This is a genomic window from Brevibacterium sp. W7.2 (assembly GCF_018137945.1).
Classification (GTDB): domain Bacteria; phylum Actinomycetota; class Actinomycetes; order Actinomycetales; family Brevibacteriaceae; genus Brevibacterium; species Brevibacterium sanguinis.
The window spans coordinates 2,515,213-2,538,341 of record NZ_CP073089.1 but is presented as its reverse complement, the minus strand read 5'-3'; the positions used below and the strand labels follow the sequence as shown (position 1 = coordinate 2,538,341).

Annotated in this window: 18 protein-coding genes; 12 read left to right on the top strand and 6 right to left on the bottom strand. The window is 68.7% G+C overall.

The annotated features are described in order from the left end of the window. Window positions 1–67 precede the first annotated feature (67 nt). On the top strand, window positions 68–1,381 hold the full coding sequence (locus tag J9315_RS11445; protein WP_249120892.1) for an MFS transporter: 1,314 nt from the start codon (window positions 68–70) through the stop codon (window positions 1,379–1,381). 30 nt (window positions 1,382–1,411) lie between these two features. Here J9315_RS11445 and J9315_RS11440 read toward each other — a convergent pair whose 3' ends face one another. Then, window positions 1,412–2,377, bottom strand: a complete 966-nt coding sequence (locus J9315_RS11440; protein ID WP_211977895.1) for a LysR family transcriptional regulator — start codon at window positions 2,375–2,377, stop codon at window positions 1,412–1,414. Window positions 2,378–2,490: 113 nt separating this feature from the next. Between J9315_RS11440 and J9315_RS11435 the strand changes: the two genes are divergently transcribed. Together J9315_RS11435 and J9315_RS11430 are read left to right on the top strand one after the other, a co-directional pair. Continuing rightward, entirely contained in the window at window positions 2,491–5,544 is a 3,054-nt protein-coding gene (locus J9315_RS11435; protein ID WP_211977894.1) for a cytochrome P450, read from the top strand. A gap of 91 nt (window positions 5,545–5,635) precedes the next feature. Next, window positions 5,636–6,988, top strand: coding sequence for an MFS transporter (locus J9315_RS11430; RefSeq protein ID WP_211977893.1), 1,353 nt, complete (start codon window positions 5,636–5,638; stop codon window positions 6,986–6,988). Window positions 6,989–7,035: 47 nt separating this feature from the next. On the opposite strand, the gene J9315_RS11425 is transcribed toward J9315_RS11430, so the two are convergent. Together J9315_RS11425 and J9315_RS11420 are read right to left on the bottom strand one after the other, a co-directional pair. Beyond that, the gene (locus tag J9315_RS11425) at window positions 7,036–7,740 is read right to left on the bottom strand and encodes a response regulator transcription factor (RefSeq protein WP_211977892.1); all 705 of its coding nucleotides are present in this window, start codon (window positions 7,738–7,740) and stop codon (window positions 7,036–7,038) included. A 69-nt stretch (window positions 7,741–7,809) separates the two neighbouring features. Then, window positions 7,810–9,183 carry a histidine kinase gene (locus J9315_RS11420; RefSeq protein ID WP_249120891.1) on the bottom strand — a complete coding sequence of 458 codons (1,374 nt, stop codon included), beginning with the start codon at window positions 9,181–9,183 and terminating at the stop codon, window positions 7,810–7,812. A gap of 665 nt (window positions 9,184–9,848) precedes the next feature. Here J9315_RS11420 and J9315_RS11415 point away from each other — a divergent pair. After that, window positions 9,849–10,751: a DUF4352 domain-containing protein gene (locus J9315_RS11415; RefSeq protein WP_211977891.1), complete on the top strand. Its 903-nt coding sequence runs from the start codon at window positions 9,849–9,851 to the stop codon at window positions 10,749–10,751. Window positions 10,752–10,863: 112 nt separating this feature from the next. Here the strand turns inward: J9315_RS11415 and J9315_RS11410 are convergent, their stop codons facing one another. Then, a complete protein-coding gene (locus J9315_RS11410) occupies window positions 10,864–11,652 on the bottom strand; it encodes a fructosamine kinase family protein (protein ID WP_211977890.1) in 789 nt (262 codons plus the stop codon). A gap of 56 nt (window positions 11,653–11,708) precedes the next feature. Between J9315_RS11410 and J9315_RS11405 the strand changes: the two genes are divergently transcribed. Continuing rightward, on the top strand, window positions 11,709–12,437 hold the full coding sequence (locus tag J9315_RS11405) for a DUF429 domain-containing protein (RefSeq protein WP_211977889.1): 729 nt from the start codon (window positions 11,709–11,711) through the stop codon (window positions 12,435–12,437). Window positions 12,438–12,466: 29 nt separating this feature from the next. Here the strand turns inward: J9315_RS11405 and J9315_RS11400 are convergent, their stop codons facing one another. After that, window positions 12,467–13,369, bottom strand: a complete 903-nt coding sequence (locus tag J9315_RS11400; protein ID WP_211977888.1) for a macrolide 2'-phosphotransferase — start codon at window positions 13,367–13,369, stop codon at window positions 12,467–12,469. A gap of 199 nt (window positions 13,370–13,568) precedes the next feature. Between J9315_RS11400 and J9315_RS11395 the strand changes: the two genes are divergently transcribed. Together J9315_RS11395 and J9315_RS11390 are read left to right on the top strand one after the other, a co-directional pair. After that, window positions 13,569–14,795 carry a hypothetical protein gene (locus J9315_RS11395; RefSeq protein ID WP_211977887.1) on the top strand — a complete coding sequence of 409 codons (1,227 nt, stop codon included), beginning with the start codon at window positions 13,569–13,571 and terminating at the stop codon, window positions 14,793–14,795. An 84-nt stretch (window positions 14,796–14,879) separates the two neighbouring features. After that, on the top strand, window positions 14,880–15,026 hold the full coding sequence (locus J9315_RS11390) for a GPGG-motif small membrane protein (RefSeq protein WP_009374756.1): 147 nt from the start codon (window positions 14,880–14,882) through the stop codon (window positions 15,024–15,026). 131 nt (window positions 15,027–15,157) lie between these two features. Here J9315_RS11390 and J9315_RS11385 read toward each other — a convergent pair whose 3' ends face one another. Further along, on the bottom strand, window positions 15,158–16,984 hold the full coding sequence (locus J9315_RS11385) for an FAD-dependent monooxygenase (protein WP_198498342.1): 1,827 nt from the start codon (window positions 16,982–16,984) through the stop codon (window positions 15,158–15,160). Window positions 16,985–17,180: 196 nt separating this feature from the next. On the opposite strand from J9315_RS11385, the gene J9315_RS11380 reads away from it, so the two are divergent. From J9315_RS11380 to J9315_RS11360, 5 genes are all read left to right on the top strand, one after another. Further along, on the top strand, window positions 17,181–17,867 hold the full coding sequence (locus J9315_RS11380) for an FCD domain-containing protein (protein ID WP_198498343.1): 687 nt from the start codon (window positions 17,181–17,183) through the stop codon (window positions 17,865–17,867). A gap of 69 nt (window positions 17,868–17,936) precedes the next feature. After that, window positions 17,937–19,256: an amidohydrolase gene (locus J9315_RS11375; RefSeq protein WP_198498344.1), complete on the top strand. Its 1,320-nt coding sequence runs from the start codon at window positions 17,937–17,939 to the stop codon at window positions 19,254–19,256. Between the two features lie 55 nt (window positions 19,257–19,311). After that, a complete protein-coding gene (locus tag J9315_RS11370; RefSeq protein WP_198498345.1) occupies window positions 19,312–20,817 on the top strand; it encodes a succinate CoA transferase in 1,506 nt (501 codons plus the stop codon). 175 nt (window positions 20,818–20,992) lie between these two features. After that, the gene (locus tag J9315_RS11365) at window positions 20,993–21,967 is read left to right on the top strand and encodes an alpha/beta hydrolase fold domain-containing protein (RefSeq protein WP_198498346.1); all 975 of its coding nucleotides are present in this window, start codon (window positions 20,993–20,995) and stop codon (window positions 21,965–21,967) included. A gap of 51 nt (window positions 21,968–22,018) precedes the next feature. Beyond that, window positions 22,019–23,011, top strand: a complete 993-nt coding sequence (locus tag J9315_RS11360; protein ID WP_198498347.1) for a hypothetical protein — start codon at window positions 22,019–22,021, stop codon at window positions 23,009–23,011. Window positions 23,012–23,129: the final 118 nt, after the last annotated feature.

Below are 23,129 nucleotides of genomic sequence, written 5' to 3'. Positions count from 1 at the left end.
CGCGATGGAGAACAACAAAGGAGTTGTCGACAGCGAGGGCCTCCAGACATCGTTGCGCACACCCGAGATGCGCCGAATCCTGGCCTCGAGCTTCGTCGGTTCGGCGATCGAGTTCTATGACTTCATCCTCTATGCCACCGCATCGTCGATCGTCTTCGCCCACCTCTACTTCGCCGATCTGGGGCCGGGGCTCTCGCTCTTCGCATCGTTCAGCACTTTGGCCGCAGGGTATCTCGCGCGGCCCCTGGGCGGGCTCATCTTCGGTCACTACGGCGACAGAGTGGGGCGCAAGAAGGCCCTGATCGTCTCCATGGTGATGATGGGCACGGTGACGGTGATCATCGGGCTCATGCCGCCGACGGCGACCATCGGACTCATCGCGCCGATCTCGCTGTTCATCCTGCGCATCATCCAGGGCGTGGCAGTCGGCGGCGAGTGGGGCGGCGCAGCGCTGATGGCGCTCGAGCATGCTCCGCGGAACCGCCGGGGACTGGCTGCCGCCTTCGCCAATGCCGGAGGACCCTTCGGCGCGATCCTCGCGACCTTGATCCTCTCTCTGGCCGCAGCGGTGACCGGAGACGGATTCATCGCCTGGGGCTGGAGGCTGCCCTTCCTGCTCTCTGCCGTGCTCATCGTCGTCGGACTCATCATCCGCCTCAAGGTGAGCGAGACGCCTGCCTTCCAGAAGCTGGAAGCGGAGAGCGATCGCAGGAAGGCGCCGGTCCTCGAGGTGTTCGCGCAGTACAAGCGGCAGGTGTTCATCGGGCTCTTCGCGACGATGACCATCTACATCACCCAGGGCCTCACCACCGTGTGGGGAGTCTCGGTCGTCGTCGCCGCGGGAGAGAACCAATCCGAGGTCCTCAACTGGAAGGCGCTCGGTGCCCTGACCACCTTCGTCGTCACCTTCATCGCGGCGCGGATCAGCGACCGAATCGGGCGGAAGAAGGCTCTGCTCGGCGGCCACATCCTGGCAGCCGTGCTCGCGCTGCCGCTCGTCCTGCTCATCGTCACCGGTGAGATCGGCCCTTACGCCGTGGCGATCATCGTGGGCAACGGCATCGTGCAGGGAGTGCTGTTCGGACCGATCGCCGCCTTCGTCTCCGAGCTGTTCCCCGCCGGCGTGAGGTACTCAGGGGCATCGGTGGCGTATCAGCTCGCCGCCGCATTGGGCGCGGGGCTGTCTCCGATGGTCGCCTCGGCGCTCATCCTGATCCCGGGTGGAGGCGCCTACCTCATCGCCGCGGTCTGGATGGTCTTCGCCGTCATCGGCTTCGCGGCTGTGGCGGTGAGTCGGCCGGCACTCGATCCGGTCGTGGCCCACGGAGCGAACTCTCGTCCGTCCAAGGAGTCCGGGTCGCCGGAGCAGACCTTGATCTGAGCGAGGTCGCAGCCGCGACAGACCCCTGCCTCAGGTGTTGTTTCCCCGCACCTGAGGCAGGGGTCTGTCGCCGTTCTGCCGTCGATCCCAGTCGACGTCGAGTGCGAAGTCGATGAGGGCCTGCACCCGTGCCGACACCTCGACGCCGGAGGGCCAGATGACCTCGACGGCGACGGGCTCGACGGCCGGTTCGATCTCCTTGACCAGCAGCGGGTAGCCCTCGTAGCTGGCCGGGTTCTTCTGCCGTTGGACGAGGACGCCGTAGCCGAGTCCGCGGGCGACGAGTGTGCGCACGACCTCGTAGCTCGTCGTCCGGTACCGGACATGGGGATCGAGCCCGCGGTCGTGGAACATCGTCAGCGTGTGCTGGCTCGAGGGAGGGGAGTCCAGGAGGATCATGTCCCGGTCGACGAGGTCCTCGAGACGCACTGTCTCCGCCTCGGCGAAGGGATCGTCGGGGGAGAGGATGACATGGGCCGGCTGGGCGAAGAGCCGGGCCCGGTTCGGGGTGCCGGGCACCAGGGTCTCGTAGACGAAGGCGACATCGATCTCTCCCGACTCGAGCTTTCCCGCCAGCCGGTCCTGCGGCGTCTCGACGATCTCGAGACTCACCCGGGGATGCTGCTGGCCGAAGTCGGCGAGGAGGACGGGCAGGATCATCGGGGCCAGCGTCGGATAGCACCCGATCGTGATGGGGCCGACGAGCTCGCCGTCGACAGGGGTGAGCTCGCGTTCGAGTTCGTTCGCCTCGGCGAGCAGCGTCTGAGCACGGGCGGCAACCTGGCGGCCGGCGGCTGTGAGGACGAGGCCGTGGGCCTTCTTCCGGATGCACAGGTGGGCGTCGAGCTGATGTTCGAGCGCGGTGATCGCATCGGAGATCGCCGAGGAGGACACGTGGAGCTCGGCCGCGGCGGCGGAGATCGTGCCCAGCCTCGCCGCAGTGAGGAGGTAGGAGAGCTGGCGGAGGCTGAACCGTGGGGGCTGATCAGAATGCATTTCCGTTTTTCCTGAATATGATGTGCGGATAATTCCGCTTTTCCTTTGCTTCCATTCTCCACATACTGGTCAGTGAACGCCATCACATCTCACAGTCGAGGGGGAAGACGACGATGACTTCTCAGATCCACACCGGTTCTCCGACCGGAATCGAGACCGCACCGGTTGCCGATTGGGTGACGATCCCGGAGCTCTACGCCGATCCGTTCCCCATCTACGATCGTCTGCGGGCCGAAGGCGGAGTCCACTGGGTGCCCTCGGTCAACCGCTACCTCATCACGAGCTACGAGGCGGTCAGTGAGACCGAGCACGACCAGGAGACCTACTCCGCGAACGAGAAGGGCTCGCTGCAGATCCGCGCGATGGGCCACTCGATGCTCCGCCGCGACGATCCCGAGCACTACCCCGAGCGCCGTGCCTGGCAGACCGTCCTCAAGCCCGGCTACGTCAAGCGGGTGTGGACGCAGATGTACCGCGAGGTCGCCGAAGGCCTCCTCGCCGACCTCAAAAACAAGGGCACGGGAGCGGACCTCATCTGGGACTTCGCCGCACCCTACGCCGCAGAGACCCTGCGCCGGATGATCGGCCTCTACAACGTCGATCAGGCCGACATGCAGCGCTGGTCGCAGACCCTCATCGACGGGGTCGGCAACTACGCCGACGACCCTGAGGTGTGGGCGAAGTCGGAGCGCTCGTTCAACGAGGTCGACGACGCGCTCGACGAGATGCTCGAATACCACCTCACCCATCGGGACGACTCCCTGCTGTCGGGTCTGCTCTCGATGCCGGGGGAGACGATGCCGATCGAGAAGATCCGCGCGAACATCAAGATGACCATCGGCGGTGGGCTCAACGAACCGCGCGACGCCCTCGGGGTCGCCGCCTACGCGATGTTCACCCACCCCGAACAGCGGGCCGCGGCGATGGCCGATCCCTCCCTGTGGCCGACGGTGTTCGAGGAGACCATTCGCTGGATCGCCCCCATCGGCATGTACTCGCGCCAGGTCACCCACGACACCGTCCTCGCCGGCACCCCGCTGCCCGCCGGTGCCCAGCTGGGCATCTGCGTGCTGTCGGCGAACCGGGACGAGAGCATCTGGACCGACGCCCACACCTTCAACATCCACCGGGAGGTCAAGCCGCACCTCGCCTTCAGCAAGGGCGTGCACGTGTGCCTGGGCAACTGGGCGGCCCGGTCGGAGATCGCCGAGGTGGCCCTTCCCCTGCTCTTCAACAGCCTGAAAGGGCTCGACATCGACGAGAGCCGGGAGACCCGCATCGGCGGCTGGGTGTTCCGCGGAATGCTCTCCCTGCCGATCACGTGGACCTCGGCCAGCGACGCCCCCGACTACGGTGCCGCCCACACCGGCGCCACCGCCTCGGCGACGGAGAAGGACAAGGGCCCGGGCCCGCGGATCGCGATCGTCGGCTCGGGGCCCTCCGGCTGCTTCAGCGCGAAGGAGATCATCCGCCGGGTGCCCGGCTCCGCGGTCGACGTCTACGACCGGCTCCCCGTGCCCTACGGCCTCCTCCGCTACGGAGTCGCTGCCGACCACCAGGGCACGAAGTCCGTCGAGACGCAGTTCGACAAGCTCTTCGCCGACCCGCGGGCCCGGTTCATCGGCAACACCGAACTCGGTCGGGACGTCAGCCTCGACGAGCTCAAGGCGAACTACGACTCCGTCGTGCTCGCCAGCGGACTCTCCCACGATCGGGCGCTCGAGGTCCCCGGTGCCGAGCTCGACGGCGTCTACGGAGCCGGCCGGATCACGCGCCTGCTCAACGGTCATCCCGACGAGGACTTCGCTGACGCGGTCCTCCCACGGCTCGGGGCGCGGATCGCCGTCGTCGGCCAGGGCAACGTCGCCGTCGACATCATCCGCCTGCTCACCTGCGAGTCCACAGCACTCGAAGGCAGCGACATCGACGACCGCATCCACTCCCGAATGCGCGAGGACGTCTCCCGCATAGACGTCGTCGGCCGCTCGGGCGCGACGGCGGCGAAGTTCGACCCCGTGATGATCCGCGAACTCGCCCGGACCCGCGGCCTCCGCCATGTCCTCCACGGCGTCGATCTCGATTCCACGGCACCGGGCAAGGACGCGAAGCTCGACGCCCTCCGCGATCTCGTCGCCGCCGACGGCGGCGCCGCGGCGATCGAGGTCCACTGGTGGTTCGGAGCGATTCCGCAGGCGATCACCGGAGACACCAGCGTCGCCGGCATCGACCTCGACGTCGCCGGTTCCGCCGTCCACCTCGACGTCGACTCGGTGATCTCGGCGATCGGATTCGTCCGCGACATCCCGACGATCGGGCAGCTCGGCATCTGCCCGGTCTCGCCGATCCCCGGAGACGGCAGGATCGATGACCGGCTCTTCGCGATCGGCTGGCTCAAGGGCAACGGTCGGGGGACGATCCCCGACCAGCGCACCGAGGCGAAGGCCCTCGCCGCGCTCATCTCCGCCGAGGTCGACGCCGGGACGATTACCGTCGGCGCCACCGGCCTCGACCCCCGGGAAGAGGCCACCGACTTCGACGGGTGGCGTCGCATCGACCTGCGCGAGCGCCTCGGCGCCGGCCTCGGACGGTGCCGGTCGAAGATTACCGCGCGTGAAGAGCTGCTCGAGGTGGCCCGGGATGCCAGCCTCGACGGGCAGCTGACGGCCGCCTCGGCGAGCACGAGCAGCGATCTCGCTCCCGATGTGCCGCTGACGATCCTCTTCGGAACGGAATCGGGCAATGCCGAACTCGTCGCCGAGGAGCTCGGAATGTTCCTCGGCCAGCGCGACGATCTCGTCATCTCCGATCTCGCCGCGGTCGATCCGACTGAACTCGACCCCACGCGGTTCCACCTCATCGTGTGCTCGACGTACGGCGACGGTGACGTCCCGAGCTCGGCGGCAGACTTCTTCGCCCGCCTCCACGATGACGACGTCGACTGTGCCGGAGTGCGCTTCGCGGTCTTCGGGATGGGCGATGCCAGCTACACGAAGACCTATTCGCGAGGCAGCGAGCGCCTCACCGAGGCCCTCGAGGCCAAGGGCGCGGTCCGGGTCGGCGAGTACGGACGCCACGATGCCGGGGGGACCGTACCGGCGGCCGAGGCGGCCTGCGAATGGGCGGAAGGAGTGCTGACGAACCTCACGACAGAACTCTCCCCGGCCTGATCTGCCGCACAGCCCAGCCCACCCCGGCTGTCAGCCCGCCCCTCACCCGGGGCGGGCATTCCCCGACTATCACCTGAACAAGGACGTTCACATGACTGCGACACCCGCACTCACCACCCCTGCCCAGAAGCGAAACCAGCGGAAGGTCGCGTTCGCCGCGGTCATCGGCACGACGATCGAGTGGTACGACTACTTCACGTACTCGACGGCGGCCGCCCTCGTCTTCGCCCAGCTCTACTTCGCCCCCGCCGGGGAGGCGATCGGACAGATGCTCGCCTTCGCGACGATCGGCATCTCGTTCCTCTTCCGTCCGCTCGGGGCGTTCCTCTCCGGGCACTTCGGCGACAAACTGGGACGGCGCTTCATCCTCGTCGTCACGCTTGTGACGATGGGTGTGGCGACCGCGCTCATCGGTCTCATCCCCACGTATGAGACGATCGGCGTGACCGCACCGATCCTCCTCATCCTCCTGCGCATCATCCAGGGCCTGTCCGCCGGCGGCGAATGGGGTGGGGCGGCGCTGCTCGCCGTCGAGCACGCCGACGCCGACAAGCGGGGACGGACCGGATGCTACCCGCAGCTGGGCGTGCCGCTGGGCATGCTGCTGTCCTCGGGCGTCATCGCGCTCATGACCGGAGTCATCTCACCGGGAGATGCGTTCATGGAATGGGGCTGGAGGATTCCGTTCCTCCTGTCCGTCGTGCTCATCGGCGTCGGCTACTGGGTGCGCCGCTCGGTCGAGGACACGCCGGTGTTCAAGGAGATCCAGGTCGAAGCGGCCAAGCGCAAGGCGCCGATCATCGACCTGTTCCGCAAGCACTGGCTGCTCGTCATCGTCGCCGCCCTGATCTTCGCCGGTAACAATGCCAGCGGCTACATGACCACCGGCGGATTCGTCACGAAGTACGCGACCGATCCCGTCGGCTTCGAACCGACTCAGGTGCTGCTGGCGATCACCTTCGGGTCGTTCGTCTGGCTCATCGCCACCGCGGTCTCCGGCGTCCTGGCCGATCGGATCGGGCGCGTGAAGACGTACGTCATCGGGTTCATCATCCTCATCGTCACGGCGTTCCCGCTGTTCTGGCTCATCGACACCGGCAACCTCGGTCTGCTCTACCTCGCCCTCGGCGTGTTCTCCATCGGGCTCGGCCTCTCCTACGGTCCGCAGGCCGCGCTCTACGTCGAGCTCTTCCCCGCCTCGATCCGCTTCAGCGGCGTGGCGATCTCCTATGCGCTCGGCGCCGTCCTCGGCGGGGCCTTCGCCCCGACGATCGCGCAGGCGCTGCTGCAGGCGACGGGAACGACGGCCTCGGTCTCGCTCTACCTCGTCATCATGGCGGCGATCTCGCTGCTCGCCGTCTCCGTCGTCCGCGACCGTCGCGGCATCGACCTGTCCGTGGGCAACGAAGAGGAGCAAGCGACCGGAGTGTGGCGTCGCCGCTGACCTCGCCGAGGCGGCCGTCCGTGGTGGGCGGCCGCCTCGGTGGTCGGTCAGTGCGGGTGGTCGCCGAGGTGGGGCGGCACGGGCCGTGTCACTCGGGCCCGCTCGACGAGCACGGCGATGCGCACGCGGTTGTTCGTGTCGAGCTTGAAGTTGATCCGGTTGAGATGGGTCTTCACCGTGGCCGGACTCATGAACGTCGCCTCGGCGATCTCCTGGTTCGACAGTCCGTCGGCGACGAGCACGGCGATCTGAAGCTCGCGTTCGGTAAGGGTGGCGAGCTGCTCTTCGGCCGCGCGCTGGCTGCGCTGGTCGGGATTCGCCGTGACCTTCCTGATCAACATCCTCGTCGCCTGCGGGGAGAGGAAGGACTCTCCGCTGTGGACTCGGCGGATCGCCTCGGCGAGGGCGGTGGGACCGATGTCCTTGAGGATGTACCCGACGGCGCCGGCATCGAGGGCGCGGAAGAGGTAGTCGTCAGTGTCGAAGCTCGTCAGCGCCACGACCTTCGGCGGGCGCACCCCGTTGGTCAGGCGCTCCATGGCCTCGATGCCGCCGATGCCGGGCATGCGGATGTCCATGAGGACGAGGTCGGGGAAGTGGAGCGCGACCTTCTCCAGCGCCTCTTCACCGCTGTGGGCCGATCCGACGACGTCGATGTCCGGGGCCGCGTCGAGGATCCCCCTGATCCCGGTGACGACCATCTGATCGTCATCGACGACGATGACGCGGATCGGTGCGGCGGTCTCGGTCATGAGCGCAACACTACCCGAGGCCCAGGACACCGCGAGTCCGGTGCCGCACCGCCTCCCGCCGCCCCGGACTCACCCCCGGCGGTGGAACGGCGGCAGCGAGACGTCGACGACGAATTGGCCGTCCCGGACGCCAATCTCCGCGGTGCCGTCGAGCATCGCCGCCCGCTCCCGGATCCCTTCGAGCCCGGCGCCCGAGCCCGTTGAGGACAGGCCGTGCCGGCCCACCGCTGACAGGACATCATCGTGGGCGAACGGCAGGGTCGACGGTCGGGGCGGAACCTCCTCGGCGCGGGGATCACGGCGCTCACCCGGTCGACCGGACTGCGGGGCGGGATTGGCGATGACGATCCGGGCCCCGCGGTCGGCCGATACACCGACGTCGACGGTGACCGGAGCGCCCGGGGCGTGCTTGATCGCGTTCGTCAGGGACTCCTGGACGATCCGATAGACCGCCCGGTCGAAGACCGTCGACGCGGCCTCGATGTCCTGGATGATGATCGAGGGCCGAATGACGGTTCCGGTCGCCTGCACGGAGGCGAGGAGCTGCGGAATCGACTGCATGGACGCCAGACTCGGGGGAGTGGACTGCTCCTTCTTCGGACCGGTGCCCGTGAGCGTTCCCTCCCGCACCCCGCCGACCAGATGCCGCAGGTCCTCGAGCGAGGCGTGCGCCTCCTGACGCAGCGCCGAGGCGGTCGAGGCGACATCCGCATCACCCTTCCCGCCGACCTCGAGGGCACCACTGTGCAGGGAGATGACCGAGAGCCGGTGGGAGAGCGTGTCGTGGAGCTCGCGGGCGAGCAGCTCACGCTCCGACTGCCGGGCGAGCTCTGCGCTCAGTGCCTCATTGCGCTGCGCCTCGTGCGAGGCGAAAGCCTCGACTGACCTCATCCGCCGGGTGCGGCGCAGAAGGAAGCCGACCCCGAGGCTGATGCCGAGAGCGAGCAGGCCGACGGCGATCGTCACCCCGTCGACAGCCAGTCCCAGATCGCGCGGCGGGGCCGGCGTCGTGACGTTGCCGGGAGTGGAACCGGAGGTGATGAAGAGGAAGCTGAACGGATTGAGCGCGGTCGGCATCAGGCACATGCGCACGATCGCGAGGACCGAGGCGCCAGATCCCACGATCGCTGCGGTCGCTGCCGCGCGGCGGGTGCCGCGGATAATGAGGTGGAACATGCCGATGAGCATGAGCAGGCAGTCGCCCCAGGCCAACGCCAGTCCCAGTCCGACGGAGAACGGCACCCACGGCCATCTCCGGCGCACGAACACCGTGCCCCACAGGGGGAGCAGGAAGAGGACGACGAGCACGCCGATGACGCTGACCACACCGGCCTCGAACGCCCACGTGTTCGCGACGAGAGCCATCACCGACTGCAGATAGCCGATGGCGAAGAGCACGACGCCGACGAGGATGCTCAGGGTCACCGACAGCCAACGGGGCATTCGTGTCCGTTGGCGCTGGGTGAGTGCCGGCCCGGTCTCGGGTGTGTGCGCCGGCAGCGCTGCACGGGCCTGTGGCTGAGTTCGGGCCGGCTGTTGAGCTGGGGCCGCCTGCTGGTCCCGGGCCGGCAGCGGTTGTGCGGCCGGGAGCGGCTGAGCGGCGTGCAGGCCGGGACCCTTGAGAGAGGTCGGCGGCATGCTCGGCTGCTGACCGGGCCGCGGCGGGACGCTGAGGCCGGGACGCCTCGGCGCCTCGGGTTGCGGCGTCCGTGCCGACCCGTCGCCGGCCGACATCGGACCGGGGTGCTGCGACCGTCCGCGCTGAGGCGGGAGGGCACCGTACTCCGGCGGCTGCGACCCGCCGGCAGTGGGCTGCCCGTCGCGCCGAGGCGGCTGTGGCCCGCGCTGCGGCGGGAGTGGATGACCTGACACAGAAGAATCGTATCGGCACGGTCTGACACGCGTAGTCCACCGATCGGGTCGAGAGGCCTCCACCGATCGGCTAACCCGATCGAGCCGATGGGCGGACGCGTCCGGTGCGGCGCTGCTCGAAGCTGGGTGGGTCGCAATCACTCGCTTCGCCGCTCGCCTCGAACTGCGAAGCTCCCGCCGAGCATCCGGTGTCGAACGACTCCGGTCACGGCCACCTCAGCCGATCAAGGAGCGCCATGTCGAACCCGCAGAACCCTCAGCAGCCCGGACCTCAGCAGCCCGGACCTCAGCAGCCGCATCCCCAGCAGCCCGGCCCGCCATCCCACCAGGGTCACCCGCAGGCCGGGCAGCCCATGCAACCGCAGTATGCCTCGCCGTACTCGAACGGCCAGGGCGGATACGCTCCCGCGGGCGCCGGCCCCCAGCAGCCGGCGCAATACGGCCAGCCCGCCTACGCCCCTGCGTTCGGACAGCCCGGGTCGCCGAACGGCCAGAAGCCCGCGAAGCAGAAGAAGCCGCTGCTCAAGCGCTGGTGGTTCTGGCTCATCGTCATCGTCGTCGTCATCATGCTCGTCAACGCCATCAACGGCGGAGGCGGCGACACCACCGAGGACACCGGGTCGACGAGTTCGCAGGAAGGCGGCGAGGCCGGCTCCGCCGAGGAGAACAACGCTGAGGAGCAGCCTGCCGAAGAGAACGGCACCGATGGCGAGCCCGCAGAGGACAAGGCCGCGCCGGCCGAATACGGCATGGGCGACGCTGCGGCCGCCGACGGCTGGGAGATCACCGTCGACAAGGTCGAGGACGGCATCTCGACGGTCGGGTCCGAATTCCTCAACACGCAGGCTCAGGGGCAGTTCGTCAAGGTGTCGGTGGCCGTGAAGAACACGACGTCGGAGCCGGCGTTCTTCTACGAGGACAACATCAAGCTCGGCGACGACAAGGGCAACGCATACTCCTCCGATTCGGAGGCAGGGCTCTACGCCGATGAGGACTCGATCCTCTTCCTCGAGGAGATCAACCCCGGCAACACCGCCGAAGGCGTCCTCGTCTTCGATGTGCCCAAGGACGTCAGCCCCGACCGGCTCACATTCGAAGGCGGGATCTTCTCCGATCCCGTGGTGATCTCTTTGAAGTGATGACCTCGCCGAGGTGACCGCTCCGCAGCGTGGCACCGGTCCGGTCCGTTCGTCGGGCCGGACCGGTGCCGTCTGCTCGGGCGGGTGTGCAGGGGGCTCAGGCCGCCGAGGCTCAGCCGTCGAGTTCGTCTCTGCGATCGACGACGGCCCGTGCGGCCGCCAGCGTCTGTCCGAGGAATCCCCGGCCGAACAGGCGGACGTGGGCGAGCAGGGCGAAGAGCGAATGCGCCGGCAGGTCGTCTCGCCATCCTCGGGGCAGCGGGTGCTCGGCTTCGTAGCCGGAGAAGATCTCCTCGAGGAACGGCGTGCCGAAGAGCGCGAGGAGGGCAAGGTCCTCAAGGCGGTGGCCGCCGTGCGCGGCGGGATCGATGAGTGTGCCGCCGTCGGGAGTCCACATTAGATTGCCTGCCCACAGGTCGCCGTGCACGCGTGATGGCGGCTCGGTTCCGGTGCCGGCGATTCCGTCGAAGGCTCCGGACTCGATTGCGTCGATCGCCGAGGTGATCGCTGAGTTCTCCTCGACCGTCAGCTCACCGGCGATGGCCGAGGCCGTGGGTGTCAGGCGCGTGCGCACCCAGAAGTCGGAGAAGGACGAGTCGGCGGTCACGGGCACCTCGAAGGGCGAATCGAGCGGACCGAACCATGCCGTGTCGGCCGGTGCCCATCCGAATGCCGGAGCGCCCGAGTCGTGAAGTCGCGCGAGCCTGCGACCGAATTCGGCCGCATCACCGGCATTCGGGCTGATCGTCTCAAGCCTGGTAAGGCGCAGCGCATCCTCGTCGACCCCGCGTACGCCGACGACGGGCACGACTCCCGGTGCGGCTAGCCACTCGAGTCCGGCCGCTTCGGCCGCGAAGAATCCCCGTGGGGCACCGGCCCGCTGCTTGACGAAATCACCCATGCCACCAGGCTATCGGGGAGCCGGAGCCTGCCGCAGTCGCTTGCTAGCCTGACACCATGAAGTATGGCGGAGTCGATCTGGCGGCCGATCCCAAACGCACAGCTCTCGCCGTCATCAATGACGACAACGGCCTCGTCATCGACGACCTTGTCGTGGGAATCAACGACGATGCCGTGGTGGATGTGGTCATGTCGACGGAGAAGGTCGGTCTCGATGTCCCCTTGGGGTGGCCTGATCCCTTTGTTCAACTGGTCAGCGACCACGCCCACCGCACACTCACAGCGCCGCCGACAACGGGACCGGAATGGCGACGCACCATGGCGATGAGAGCAACGGACCTGGCTGTCCGCGAGCGCACGGGGAAAGTTCCGCTCAGTGTTTCAACCGATCGCATCGCGTACCCTGCATTGCGGTGGGCGGGCATCGACGCACGGCTTCGAGCAGACGGGGTCGACGTGTCTCGGGATGGCTCTGGCCGAATCTGCGAGGTGTATCCCGGCGCAGCATTGCACTGCTGGTCATTGCCGAGCAGTGGATACAAGGGTCGTGACCGCTCCGCCGAGCGGGTGTCACTTGTGGAGGCACTTGCACAGATCTTCGATGGCATCGCCTGGAACGGCAGCGAAACCCTCTGCGCCGCAGACGACAACGCTTTGGACGCAGTCGTCTCTGCTCTGCTGGCGCGCGCCGTAGCACGAGGCGAGGCCACCCCGCCGCCCGTGCAACTGCTGGACCGCGTCAGTCGGGAAGGATGGATCTGGCTCCCGAGCGAGTCAAGGCTCTGAGGCCGACTCGGTCCTGACTCCTCCTGCCCTCACCCTGCGACGGGATTGAGCTGTTCGCGCGCGGCCTCGAGGTGGCCGACGTCGCCGGTGTCGAGGGCGTAGAGCCCCAGGTCGACCGCCGCGGTCGAGAACATCTCCGCACAGTGCTCGGCGAGCTTGGGCCACACCCTCCCGCCGCGCTCGACATAGCGCTCGACCGTCCTGTCGAACGCCTCGGGGGAAACGCTCATCTGGTGGAACATGAAGTCCCGCGCGGGATCGCCGACCGCCGCCGTCGTCCAGTCGAGCAGGCCGACGATGCGGGTTCCCTCCATGAGCTGATGTGCGGGGTAGATCTCCCCGTGCGTCACCGTCGACCACGTCGGCCAGTACCGATCATCGTCGAGCCACGCCGCCCAGCGCTCCCGCAGATCCTCTGCGACCTCGAACTCCCTGACCACGGCAGCGATGTCCTCGCGCTTCTGCTGCCTCACCTCGGCGGGGGAGAGGACGGGAATCCCCGAATCGCGCACCACCGCCGGATCGACGGCGTGGAGTTCAGCGAGGACATCTCCGAGCGAGTGCGCATAATCGGTGGCTTCGACATCGAAATGCCACCGAGGCTGCGCATCCTCATCGAGGGTGAGCCCCGGACTGCCCGGCAGCAGGGGATAGGCGATGAGTCGGTCGGTGTGGATCTGCCAGTCCGGGACGTCGACGCTCAGGTGCGGGGCGACGCTGCCGAGGAACCGTCCCTCGACGTCGGCGCGCTCGGTGACATCCGGACGCCGCGGAATGCGCAGCACCCACGCTGAGCCGTCGGCCGCCTCGGCGAAGGCGACACGGAAGTCCAGGCCGATCTCATCGATGGAGACCGACTCGGGAACGAGCGTGAGACCGTGCTCGGCGGCCAGTTCGCTGATGGCGAGGGGACTGCGGGGTGACTGGTCCATCCCTCCACTGTTGCCCAGCAGGGAAGCGAAGTACAGCCGACTCGGGCCAGTCGTCCAGCTTGTGACGAACTTGTGTCATTCGGCAAGACATATGCGCAATAATGCTTGCTGGCAAACTGCATCCGTGCCACGATGAGACCACGCTGGTGTTTACCTCACCTCGATCGATGTCGATCGAGCGGGCTGAAAGGGAAGAGACATGAACGGCACCACCATCATCTGGATCGTCGTCGCAGCCGTCGTCGTCATCATCGCCATCATCGTCATCGTCGCGCTGGCTCGGCGGGCCCGCGCCAAGAAGATGGAAGAGCGCCGCCAGCAGGCCGCGCAGATCCGCGAGGAGGTCGCCGCGGCCGCTCCGACGACGGCTGCCTACGAATCGGAGGCAGAGGCCGCTCGGTCCCGCGCCCTCGATGCACAGGCCGAGGCCGACGCGAAGGCCGAGGCGGCCCGCCAGGCCGAGGTCGAATCCCTCAAGGCGGCAGCCCGTGCCGACGAGTACGAGACCGCGGCCAACCAGCTCGAGGATTCCGCGGAGAAGTCCCGGCTCGAGCAGGAGCGCTTCCTCCAGCGCGCCGATGAGCTCGATCCGGACACGAACACCGACGCTGATCGCCGCGATGGGGATGGCGACGGTCGCCGCGATGGGGATGTCGACCGTCGCCGCGATGGGGACTGGGACCGCGCCGATCGCGATCGTGACGGCCGCGATCGTGACAGCCGCGATCGCGACAGTGGTTACGCCGCGGCAGCGGGAACCGGCTATGCGGCATCCGAGAGCCGCACCTATGACACCGCTGATGGCGTCGCCTCGGAATCGGCAGACGCCCGTGGGTTCGAGACGGCCGACGGTCGCGGCTACGCCGGCACTGAGCAGCGGACGTTCGACACGGCCGACGGTCGCGGTTACGCCGGCACCGAGCAGCGGACGTTCGACACGACCGACGGCCGCGGTTATACCCAATCCGACACCCGCGCCTACGACGGTGCTGACGGGGTCGGCTACGAGACCACGGAGCGCCGCACCTTCGATGACGCCGACGGCCGCGGTTACGCCGAATCCGACACTCGTGCCTACGACAGTGCTGACGGGGTCGGCTACGAGACCACGCAACGCCGCACCTTCGACGACGCCGACGGACGCGGCTACGCCGAATCCGACACCCGCGCCTACGACAGCGCCGATGGGGTCGAATACGAGGTCACCGAACAGCGGACGTTCGACAGCGCCGACGGTTCGGGTTCTGACACTGCTGACGGCAGGGGAGTGAACGAGGCCGACCAGCGTCGCGGAGACCCGAACGGAGTCGACCCCGACCAGTACCGACTCTCCCGCAGCCGCGGAGGCGGCGACCGCAACCGCGTCGACCCCCGCACCGACTTCACCGACGAATCGGGTTCCGGCAACGGCGCACCGAGGCACTGAGTCACCGAGGCACACTGAGTCACCGAGGCACAGAGACCACAGCAAACCCCAACCCCATGCTCCACCCCTAGGAAAGGACACATCATGCTCGCCACCATCCTCTGGATCATCGCAGCGATCCTCGTCATCTCCGGCATCTTCGCCATCTTCCGGAAGCAGATCCTCTGGGGAGTCATCCTCATCGTCGTCGGCCTCCTCGTCGGCCCCGGAGGCGTGAGCATCTTCGCCTAGCGCACCGATCTCCGCAGCAAGGCGCCCCGATCCGCACCCGGATCGGGGCGCCGTCGCGTGACGGCGATCGCCGCTGCCACACCGTGGAGGTGGACCGACCCGAGCCCGAGTCCCTCCGCAGTCGGCGCGGGTCAGAGTCGCGCCTCGGCGACGGAATCCTCTCCGGCAGCGCGGTTCGCCTCCGACGTCAACTCCGACGACCCCCGACCGAGCGCCGTCGTCAGCGCCTCCCGCAGCGCGGCTTCCGGGTCGGCCGGTCGGGTACGACTGTTCCAGGCGATGATCCGGTCGGGCCGGACGAGCAGCGCTCCCGAATCGTCGACATCGCTGACCGCCGCCCACCGGCGCAGGACGTCGTTGTAGTCCCCGCCCATGCTCACCTGTGCCGTCCTCACCTCGACGCCGAGGTCGGCGGAGACCGCCGCCGCGGCCTCGGCCCAGCCATCATCGGCCTGGCCGGTGATGAGCGTCCATCCGCTGCGCCCGACGAGATCGAGGGTGGACAGCCGCTGACGGTCATGGTCGACCCAGGCGTGGGGGAGCGGCGCGCCCGGTCGCGTCGACGGCACATGGTCGAGATCGACGTCGACGTCAGGGCCCGCCGCCGGTTCTGCCCCCGCTCCCGCCGCCGGGACGATGGCGTCGGACTCGTAGAGCTGACCGAGCTCGATGCCGTGGGCGTTGAACTGGTAGTTCTGCAGCTCGATCGCCTCGGTGAGCTCCTGCCGGCGGACCGGGTCGTCGAAGAGGGACTCGAGGCTCGCCCACCCGTCCTCGGCCGACTGCCCGGGGGCGAAGCCGAGCGCCTTCGAGATCGGACCCATGTCGACGACGCTCTTCATCGCCCGGTCGACGACGCGCCTGCCCACCGGCTGCCGCTCCTGGTCGTACGTGTCGAGCAGAGCCTCGTCGGCCTCACCCCTGAGGACGGCGCTGAGCTTCCACCCGAGGTTGAAGGCGTCCTGGATCGACGTGTTCGTGCCCAAGCCGTTGGCCGGCGGGTGCCGATGCGCGGCGTCACCGGCGAGGAACGCCCGGCCCCGCCGGTAGGCGTCGGCGACGACGTGGTTGATCTGCCACTTCGAGACCTGCTTGATCGTCACCTCGACGTCGGGATCCCCGATCGTCGCGTGCGCCCGGGCGATGAGGGCCTCCGTGTCGGTGTCCGGTTCGCCCTCGGCCGGGTCGTACATCGCCAGCAGCACCCATTCGGTGAACGGCTTCACGCAGATCCACGTGCCCGACCCCACCCAGTAGTCGTTGCCCGGCTGCGCCATCCAGTAGAGCGTGCCGGGACGGTAGTCGCAGTACTTCGTGAGATCGGCCTCGAGCCAGACGTTGAGCGCGGCGCCGAGGTTGGACTCGCCGGTGAAGGTGAAGCCGAACTCCTCGGCGACGGTCGACCGGCCGCCGTCGGCGCCGACGATGTACGTTGCCAGGATCGTCGACTCCTCCCCGGTGTCCCGGTTCCGCACCGTCGCCTCGACGCCGTCGGCGGTCTCGACGGCGGAGACGAGTTCGGTGGAGAAGCGGATGTCGGCGCCGAAGTCGCGGGCCGCCTCGGCGATGACGGGTTCGAGGATGTGCTGGGGGATGTTGCACATCGCGCTGGGGCTCGCGACCTCGTAGTCGCCGGAGCGCGCGCTGCCGGTGCCCCACGTCTCGAGCCGTGCGATCTCCTGACCGGCGAAGCTCGTCGCCCACACGTTGTTGCGCATGTACGGGTTCGGGGTGGCCGCGGCGATGACGGCGTCCTCGCAGCCGAGGTCGCGGAAGACCTCCATCGTGCGCTGATTCGTGATGTGGGCCCGCGGCGAGTGCGCTGTCGTCGGGTACCGGGTGATCGTCAGCGCGTCGACGCCGTCACGGGCGAGGATCGCCGCGAGCGTCAGCCCGGTCGGGCCGGCCCCGACGACGAGGACATCGGTGCGGACGGGAGGCGTGGTACGAGTGCTCATTCGTCGTTCTCCTTCGGACGAGAATGCCGATCATGACCGTCTCAGCGCCGAGGTGCGAAAGCACGTCTCGCAATTCAGCATAATTAATCATGATTAATTGTTGGGAACCAGGATGCCGCGCGGATCGTCATGCTGTCAAGCATGGCGGTCGGGTACCCTCGGGACTGGCGGAGCACACCGGTGAGGGGAGGATGGCATGGTCACGACATCGCGGGGATCATCCTCGTCGGTCGATCGCGCCGTCGACATCGTCGCCGCCCTCGCCGAGGGTCTCGAACCCGGTCAGCGGCTGGGGACGAAGGGAGCGATCCAGGCCGAATGCGGTGTCTCGAAGGGCACCTTCAACGAGGCCCTGCGCCTGCTGCAGCTGCGCGGGATCATCACCCTGCGACCGGGACCCGGCGGCGGACTCTTCGCGGCCGCGCCGACTCCGATGGCGAAGCTCGGCAGCTCGCTCCTCGCCCTCGACGCGGACTCGTCGACGGTCGCCGATGCCATGCAGGTGCGCGACTCGCTTGAGCCCCTCATCGCCGCCGAGGCGGTCGACCACGGCTCGCTCACCGACATCCGCGAGCTCTGGCTCCTCATCGACGACATGCGCGCCGCCGTCGCCGCCGGCGACCCCCAGGAGTTCCTCGCGGCCAACTGGTGCCTGCACCGGCGCATCGCCGAGATCACCCCGAACCAGCTGCTGCGCCAGGTCTACCTCAACATCATGGCGATCATGGACGACCACACCGTCGATGTGCTGCCCGGCCCCGAGGTGCCGCTGGATGACTACATCGACGAGCGCCTCCAGCTCCACATCGACATCGTCGCGGCCATCGAAGCCCGCGACCACGCCCGAACAGCCGAGCTCATGCGCGCCCACAACGTCCACTGAACCCTGCTGACGGCCCAGACCACAGCGTCCACCGCTGACCGCCCGCCCCGATGCGAAGGAGACCTCCTGATGACACCTGCCCCGACGCTCTCCGCGGAGCTGCGGACGAATCTCACCCGCTGGCGCCGGGACTTCCACCGGCATGCGGAGACGGCGTGGACGGAGTTTCGGACCACCTCGGCGATCATCGGAGCACTCCGGGACCTCGGCTGGGCGACGATCTTCGGACCCGACCTCCACGAGGCCTCGGCCCGCCTCGGGGTGCCGACGACCGACGTCCTCGCCGGGGCCCGCGCACGGGCCGTCGACCAGGGAGCGGATGCGGAGCTCGTCGAGGCGATGGGGGAGGGCTTCACCGGGGTCCTCGGCGTCCTCGAGACGGGACGACCCGGCCCGGTCGTGTGCTTCCGCTTCGACATCGACGCCAATGACCTCAATGAGCTCGCCGACGACAGCCACCGGCCGTTCGCCGAGGGGTTCGCCTCGGTCAACGACGGCGCGATGCACGGCTGCGGGCACGACGGGCATGCGGCGATGGGGCTGGGGCTGGCGAGCGTGCTCACCGGCATGGTCGCAGACCTGACGGGCACCGTGAAGATCATCTTCCAACCCGCCGAGGAGGGGGTGAGGGGCGCGCATTCGATCGTCGCGGCCGGGTGGTTCGACGATGTCGACCTCTTCGTCGCCACTCACCTGAAGTCCGACGACGCCAAGGGCGGCGTCCTCACCGGCGTCGACGGGTACCTCGCCTCGACGAAGTTCGACGTGGAGTTCTCCGGGGTCGGCGCCCACGCCGGAGGCGACCCGGAGAAGGGACGCAACGCGCTGCTGGCGGCCGCCTCGGCGACCTTAGGGCTCCACGCGATCCCGCGCCATTCGGCGGGTGCGAGCCGGATCAACGTCGGCACGTTCACCGCCGGGGAGGGCCGCAACGTCGTGCCGCGCACCGCCCGCATCGCCGTCGAGACCCGCGGGGAGACGAGCGAGATCAACGACTTCATGGTCGCCCGCGCCGCCGACGTCGTCGCCGGTGCCGCCCTCATGCACGGCGTCGACCACAAGGTCACCGTCGTCGGACGTGCCGACACGGCGTCCCCGAGTCCGGAGCTGCTGCCATTCATCCGCGCCTCCTTCACCGGGGTGCCCGGGGTCGCCGAGATCCGGGACACCGGCGGTTTGGGCGGATCCGAGGACGCGACGGCGATGATGAAGCGGGTCACGGAGCGCGGGGGACTGGCCACGTACGTCCAGATCGGTATGGAGACCTCGTGGGGCCATCACACGGAGCGCTTCGACGTCGATGAGGACATGCTCGCCGTCGGTGTCGCGGCCGAGGCGCGGATCGCCCTCGACGCCCCGGAGTTCCTCGCCGGCCTCGGGCGGGCCTGAGCCGGCGGTCCACCCGCTCATCTCGGACGCCGGGGGCCTCGATAGACTGCCGGACATGTCGAGGATCACCTGCCCCACCCTGCGTCCCCGCGTCGTCACCGCCGCTGAGGCGGCCGCGCACATCAGGAACGGCGACCGGGTCGCCACGAGCGGCTTCACCGGGTCCGGATACCCGAAGCTCGTGCCGCCGGCGCTCGCGGCGCACGCGAAGGCCGAGCATGCCGCAGGCCGGGATTTCGCCGTCGAACTGTGGACGGGTGCCTCGACGGCTCCGGAGCTCGACGGGATCCTCGCCGAGGCGGGGGCGGTGAGCAGGCGTCTGCCGTTCCAGTCCGATCCGCGCATGCGGCAGGCGATCAACGACGGGCAGACGGAGTACATCGACACGCACCTGAGCCACTCGGCGCAGCAGGCGTGGTTCGGCTTCTACGGGAACCTCGACGTCGCGGTCGTCGAGGTCGCGGCGATCCTGCCCAACGGGCTGCTCGTGCCCGGCAGCTCGGTGGGGAACTCGAAGACGTGGCTCGACCTCGCCGACAGAGTCATCCTCGAGGTCAATGAATGGCATCCGCGGGCGTACGAGGGCTTCCACGACGTCTACTACGGGACCAGGCGGCCGCCCGAGCGGCTCCCGATCCAGCTCCTCGAGTCGATGCAGCGCATCGGCGATCCCTACCTGCGGGTCGACCCGGAGAAGGTCGTCGCGATCGTCGAGACGAACCACCCGGACCGGAACCTGCCGTTCAAACCGGCCGATGCGGATTCGCAGGCGATCGCCGCCCACCTCGTCGACTTCCTCCGCCACGAGATCCGCGTCGATCGCCTCCCGCCGTCCCTGCTGCCGCTGCAGTCGGGCGTCGGCAACGTCGCCAACGCGGTCATGGCCAACCTCGCCGACAGCGAGTTCGAGGGCCTGCGCGCCTACACCGAGGTGATCCAGGACGGCATGCTCGACCTCATCGACTCGGGCAAGCTCACCTCGGTGTCGGCGACGGCGTTCTCGCTCTCGGCCGAGCGGGCCGAGGCGTTCAACGCGAACATCGAGTCGTACAAGGGGCGGATCCTCCTGCGGACCCAGGAGATGTCGAACCATCCCGAAGCCGTCCGCCGCCTCGGCGTCGTCGCGATCAACGGGATGGTTGAGGCCGACATCTACGGCAACGTCAACTCGACCCACGTCATGGGGTCCTCGATCATCAACGGCATCGGCGGCTCCGGGGACTTCGCCCGCAACGCCTACCTCAACTTCTTCGTCTCGAACTCGCGGGCCAAGGGCGGGGCGATCTCCTCGATCGTGCCCTTCGCCAGCCACATCGACCACACCGAGCACGACACGCAGGTCCTCGTCACCGAACAGGGACTGGCGGACCTGCGCGGACTCTCACCGGTGGCCAGGGCCCGCCGGATCATCGCCAGCTGCGCCCACCCGGACTTCCGCGACCGGCTCACCGACTACCTCGACCGGGCGATCGCTGCGAACCCGCACGGTCGGCACACCCCGCACCTCCTCGCCGAGGCGCTGTCCTGGCACGAGAGGTTCCATGCGACCGGGCAGATGTGAGGCTCTGCCGTCGGGGGTGAAAGTGGTTGCGCAAGCGGCGGGGGAGCCGCGCGTCCAGGGCGGGGACCGCGCGATCGGCGGGGAGGGTCGGTCGGATCTGCCGCATCCGGCGGTTCCGGCCCGCTCCCTTCCGCGGTGAGGATGGATGAGACCACTCACTCACCGAGGAGGAACCATGACCGTGACCCGACCACCTCACGACCCCGAGCTCGATGCGGCGCTCGAGGTGATGCTCGAGTCCCTGCCCGCAGGGACGATGAATGCCGAGACCGCCGCCGCGATGCGCGATGCTGACGGGGCGCAGCTGCCCGGTCTCGACCCCGATGACCTCGCGGCCCTCGGAGTCATCAGTCGAGACGTCGTCATCCCCGTCTCCGACGGCGCCGAGCTCGCCGGGACGATCTTCTCCCGTGCCGATCACACCGGAACCGGCCCGGGGATCTACCACGTCCACGGCGGCGGGATGGTCACCGGCCACCGCCTCCTCGGCGTGCAGCAGACTCTGCCGTGGATCGTCGACCACGATGCCGTCGTCCTCACCGTCGACTACCGGCTCGCTCCCGAGCATCCCGACCCCTACCCGGTCGAGGACTCGTATGCGGGTCTCGTGTGGATGGCCGAGCACGCCGCTGACCTCGGCGTCGATCCCGATCGCATGATCATCGTCGGTGCGAGCGCCGGTGGTGGCATCGCCGCGGGCACTGCGCTGCTGGCACGCGATCGGTCGGGACCGCGGCTGGCCGGGCAGGTGCTCATCTGCCCGATGATCGACGACCGTGACGCCACAGCGTCGGCAGCGCAGATCACGGAGCGGACGACGTGGACGCGGGAGAGCAACCGCTACGGCTGGTCGAGCCTCCTCGGCGATCGGGTCGGCACCGAGGACGTCTCGATCTATGCCGCACCCGCGCGGGCGACGGACCTGTCCGGCCTGCCGCCGACGTACATCGACTGCGGCAGCGCGGAGGTCTTCCGCGATGAGGACGTCGCCTATGCGCTGCGGCTGTGGGAGGCGGGCGTCGATGCCGAACTCCACGTGTGGGCGGGTGGGTTCCACGGTTTCGAGATGCTCGCCCCGCACGCTGCGGTGAGCCAGGCGTCGCTTGCCGCGCGGGATTCCTGGGTGGCGAGGACGATCGGCGACCGTTGAGGTCCCAGCGATTCGCGCCCTACCATGGGGTCATCGGACAGCGGAGTTGATATGCGCGATCTCCTCGGAAAACTCACCGCCCTCGACCCGGAGGCGAGCGAAACGCTCAAGGTCGTCGGGTACTTCGACGCCCTGACCTCCCGTGGGGCGGGGCTCGGGAGTCTGCTGCGTGCCGCTGCGGCGCTCGCCGGCTGTCCGGCCGTCGCCGAGGTGGACGGCAGGGTGACCGCGTACGATCCCTCTGGCAGGCGCCTCGCCGAGGCGGCCGACCGTCCCCGCGGATCCGCAGTCGCCTTCCGGTCGGGTGCGGTGTGGCTGGTCCGCGAGGGCACCCCGCACGCCAACGATGCGATGATCACCGATCGTCTCGGCGTCGCCGTCGAGGGACTGACGTCCCAGCACTCACCGACGCGGGAGATCGAAGTGGTTGTCGATGCCGAACGGGCGGTGGCCGAGAGGAGGACGGCGCTCGTGCGGCTCGGGATCGATCCCGGCGCCTCTGTGAGGGTCATCCTCAGCGATGACGACCCGGGACCGCGCTGGACGAAGACCGCCCCGGTCCCGACTCCGCTCGGCGTTCTCCATGCGACCCTCGAGGTGCGCCCCGGCGGAGTCGCACCCGCTGACCATGCCTGGGACGGTCACTCCCGCGTCGGCATCGGCACGTGGACCCGAGCGGACTCGGCCCCGGACTCGTGGGAGGCTGCGCTCATCGCCCACCGCCTCCTCGGCGAGGGACCGGGAACCGTGCTCGACGCAGTAGATCTGGGGTCGATGCTCATCCTCGCCCGCGCCTATGATCCCACCACCCCTCACCCGGACGTCACAGCCCTGGAATCCCTCGACGCGGTGACCACGGAGATCCTGCGCGAACTCGTCGACGCCGACAGTCTGCGCGCGGCTGCGGGGAGGCTGGCGATGCACCATTCGACCCTGCAGGCCCGGCACGAGTCGATCACGACACGGCTCGGCTACGACCCGCGCACGACCGTCGGTCGACTGCGCTACATGAGCGCGGAGTTCCTGCGCCGCCTCGGCGGGTAGCCGGCCCCGCCCCACCGGCAGGCACCGGCTGACCCGGCGGTGCCCGCACCGGAAGGCACGCGCTGACCCAGCGGTGCCCGCACCGGCGGCCGAACAACCTGCGGCCGTCACGAAGAGA

What these genes read in the sequence shown, in the direction of transcription:
- J9315_RS11445 (WP_249120892.1), top strand. Translation starts at nt 68, where the DNA reads ATGCGCCGAATCCTGGCCTCGAGCTTCGTCGGTTCGGCGATCGAGTTC.
- J9315_RS11440 (WP_211977895.1), bottom strand. Translation starts at nt 2,377, where the DNA reads ATGCATTCTGATCAGCCCCCACGGTTCAGCCTCCGCCAGCTCTCCTAC.
- J9315_RS11435 (WP_211977894.1), top strand. Translation starts at nt 2,491, where the DNA reads ATGACTTCTCAGATCCACACCGGTTCTCCGACCGGAATCGAGACCGCA.
- J9315_RS11430 (WP_211977893.1), top strand. Translation starts at nt 5,636, where the DNA reads ATGACTGCGACACCCGCACTCACCACCCCTGCCCAGAAGCGAAACCAG.
- J9315_RS11425 (WP_211977892.1), bottom strand. Translation starts at nt 7,740, where the DNA reads ATGACCGAGACCGCCGCACCGATCCGCGTCATCGTCGTCGATGACGAT.
- J9315_RS11420 (WP_249120891.1), bottom strand. Translation starts at nt 9,183, where the DNA reads ATGCCCCGTTGGCTGTCGGTGACCCTGAGCATCCTCGTCGGCGTCGTG.
- J9315_RS11415 (WP_211977891.1), top strand. Translation starts at nt 9,849, where the DNA reads ATGTCGAACCCGCAGAACCCTCAGCAGCCCGGACCTCAGCAGCCCGGA.
- J9315_RS11410 (WP_211977890.1), bottom strand. Translation starts at nt 11,652, where the DNA reads ATGGGTGATTTCGTCAAGCAGCGGGCCGGTGCCCCACGGGGATTCTTC.
- J9315_RS11405 (WP_211977889.1), top strand. Translation starts at nt 11,709, where the DNA reads ATGAAGTATGGCGGAGTCGATCTGGCGGCCGATCCCAAACGCACAGCT.
- J9315_RS11400 (WP_211977888.1), bottom strand. Translation starts at nt 13,369, where the DNA reads ATGGACCAGTCACCCCGCAGTCCCCTCGCCATCAGCGAACTGGCCGCC.
- J9315_RS11395 (WP_211977887.1), top strand. Translation starts at nt 13,569, where the DNA reads ATGAACGGCACCACCATCATCTGGATCGTCGTCGCAGCCGTCGTCGTC.
- J9315_RS11390 (WP_009374756.1), top strand. Translation starts at nt 14,880, where the DNA reads ATGCTCGCCACCATCCTCTGGATCATCGCAGCGATCCTCGTCATCTCC.
- J9315_RS11385 (WP_198498342.1), bottom strand. Translation starts at nt 16,984, where the DNA reads ATGAGCACTCGTACCACGCCTCCCGTCCGCACCGATGTCCTCGTCGTC.
- J9315_RS11380 (WP_198498343.1), top strand. Translation starts at nt 17,181, where the DNA reads ATGGTCACGACATCGCGGGGATCATCCTCGTCGGTCGATCGCGCCGTC.
- J9315_RS11375 (WP_198498344.1), top strand. Translation starts at nt 17,937, where the DNA reads ATGACACCTGCCCCGACGCTCTCCGCGGAGCTGCGGACGAATCTCACC.
- J9315_RS11370 (WP_198498345.1), top strand. Translation starts at nt 19,312, where the DNA reads ATGTCGAGGATCACCTGCCCCACCCTGCGTCCCCGCGTCGTCACCGCC.
- J9315_RS11365 (WP_198498346.1), top strand. Translation starts at nt 20,993, where the DNA reads ATGACCGTGACCCGACCACCTCACGACCCCGAGCTCGATGCGGCGCTC.
- J9315_RS11360 (WP_198498347.1), top strand. Translation starts at nt 22,019, where the DNA reads ATGCGCGATCTCCTCGGAAAACTCACCGCCCTCGACCCGGAGGCGAGC.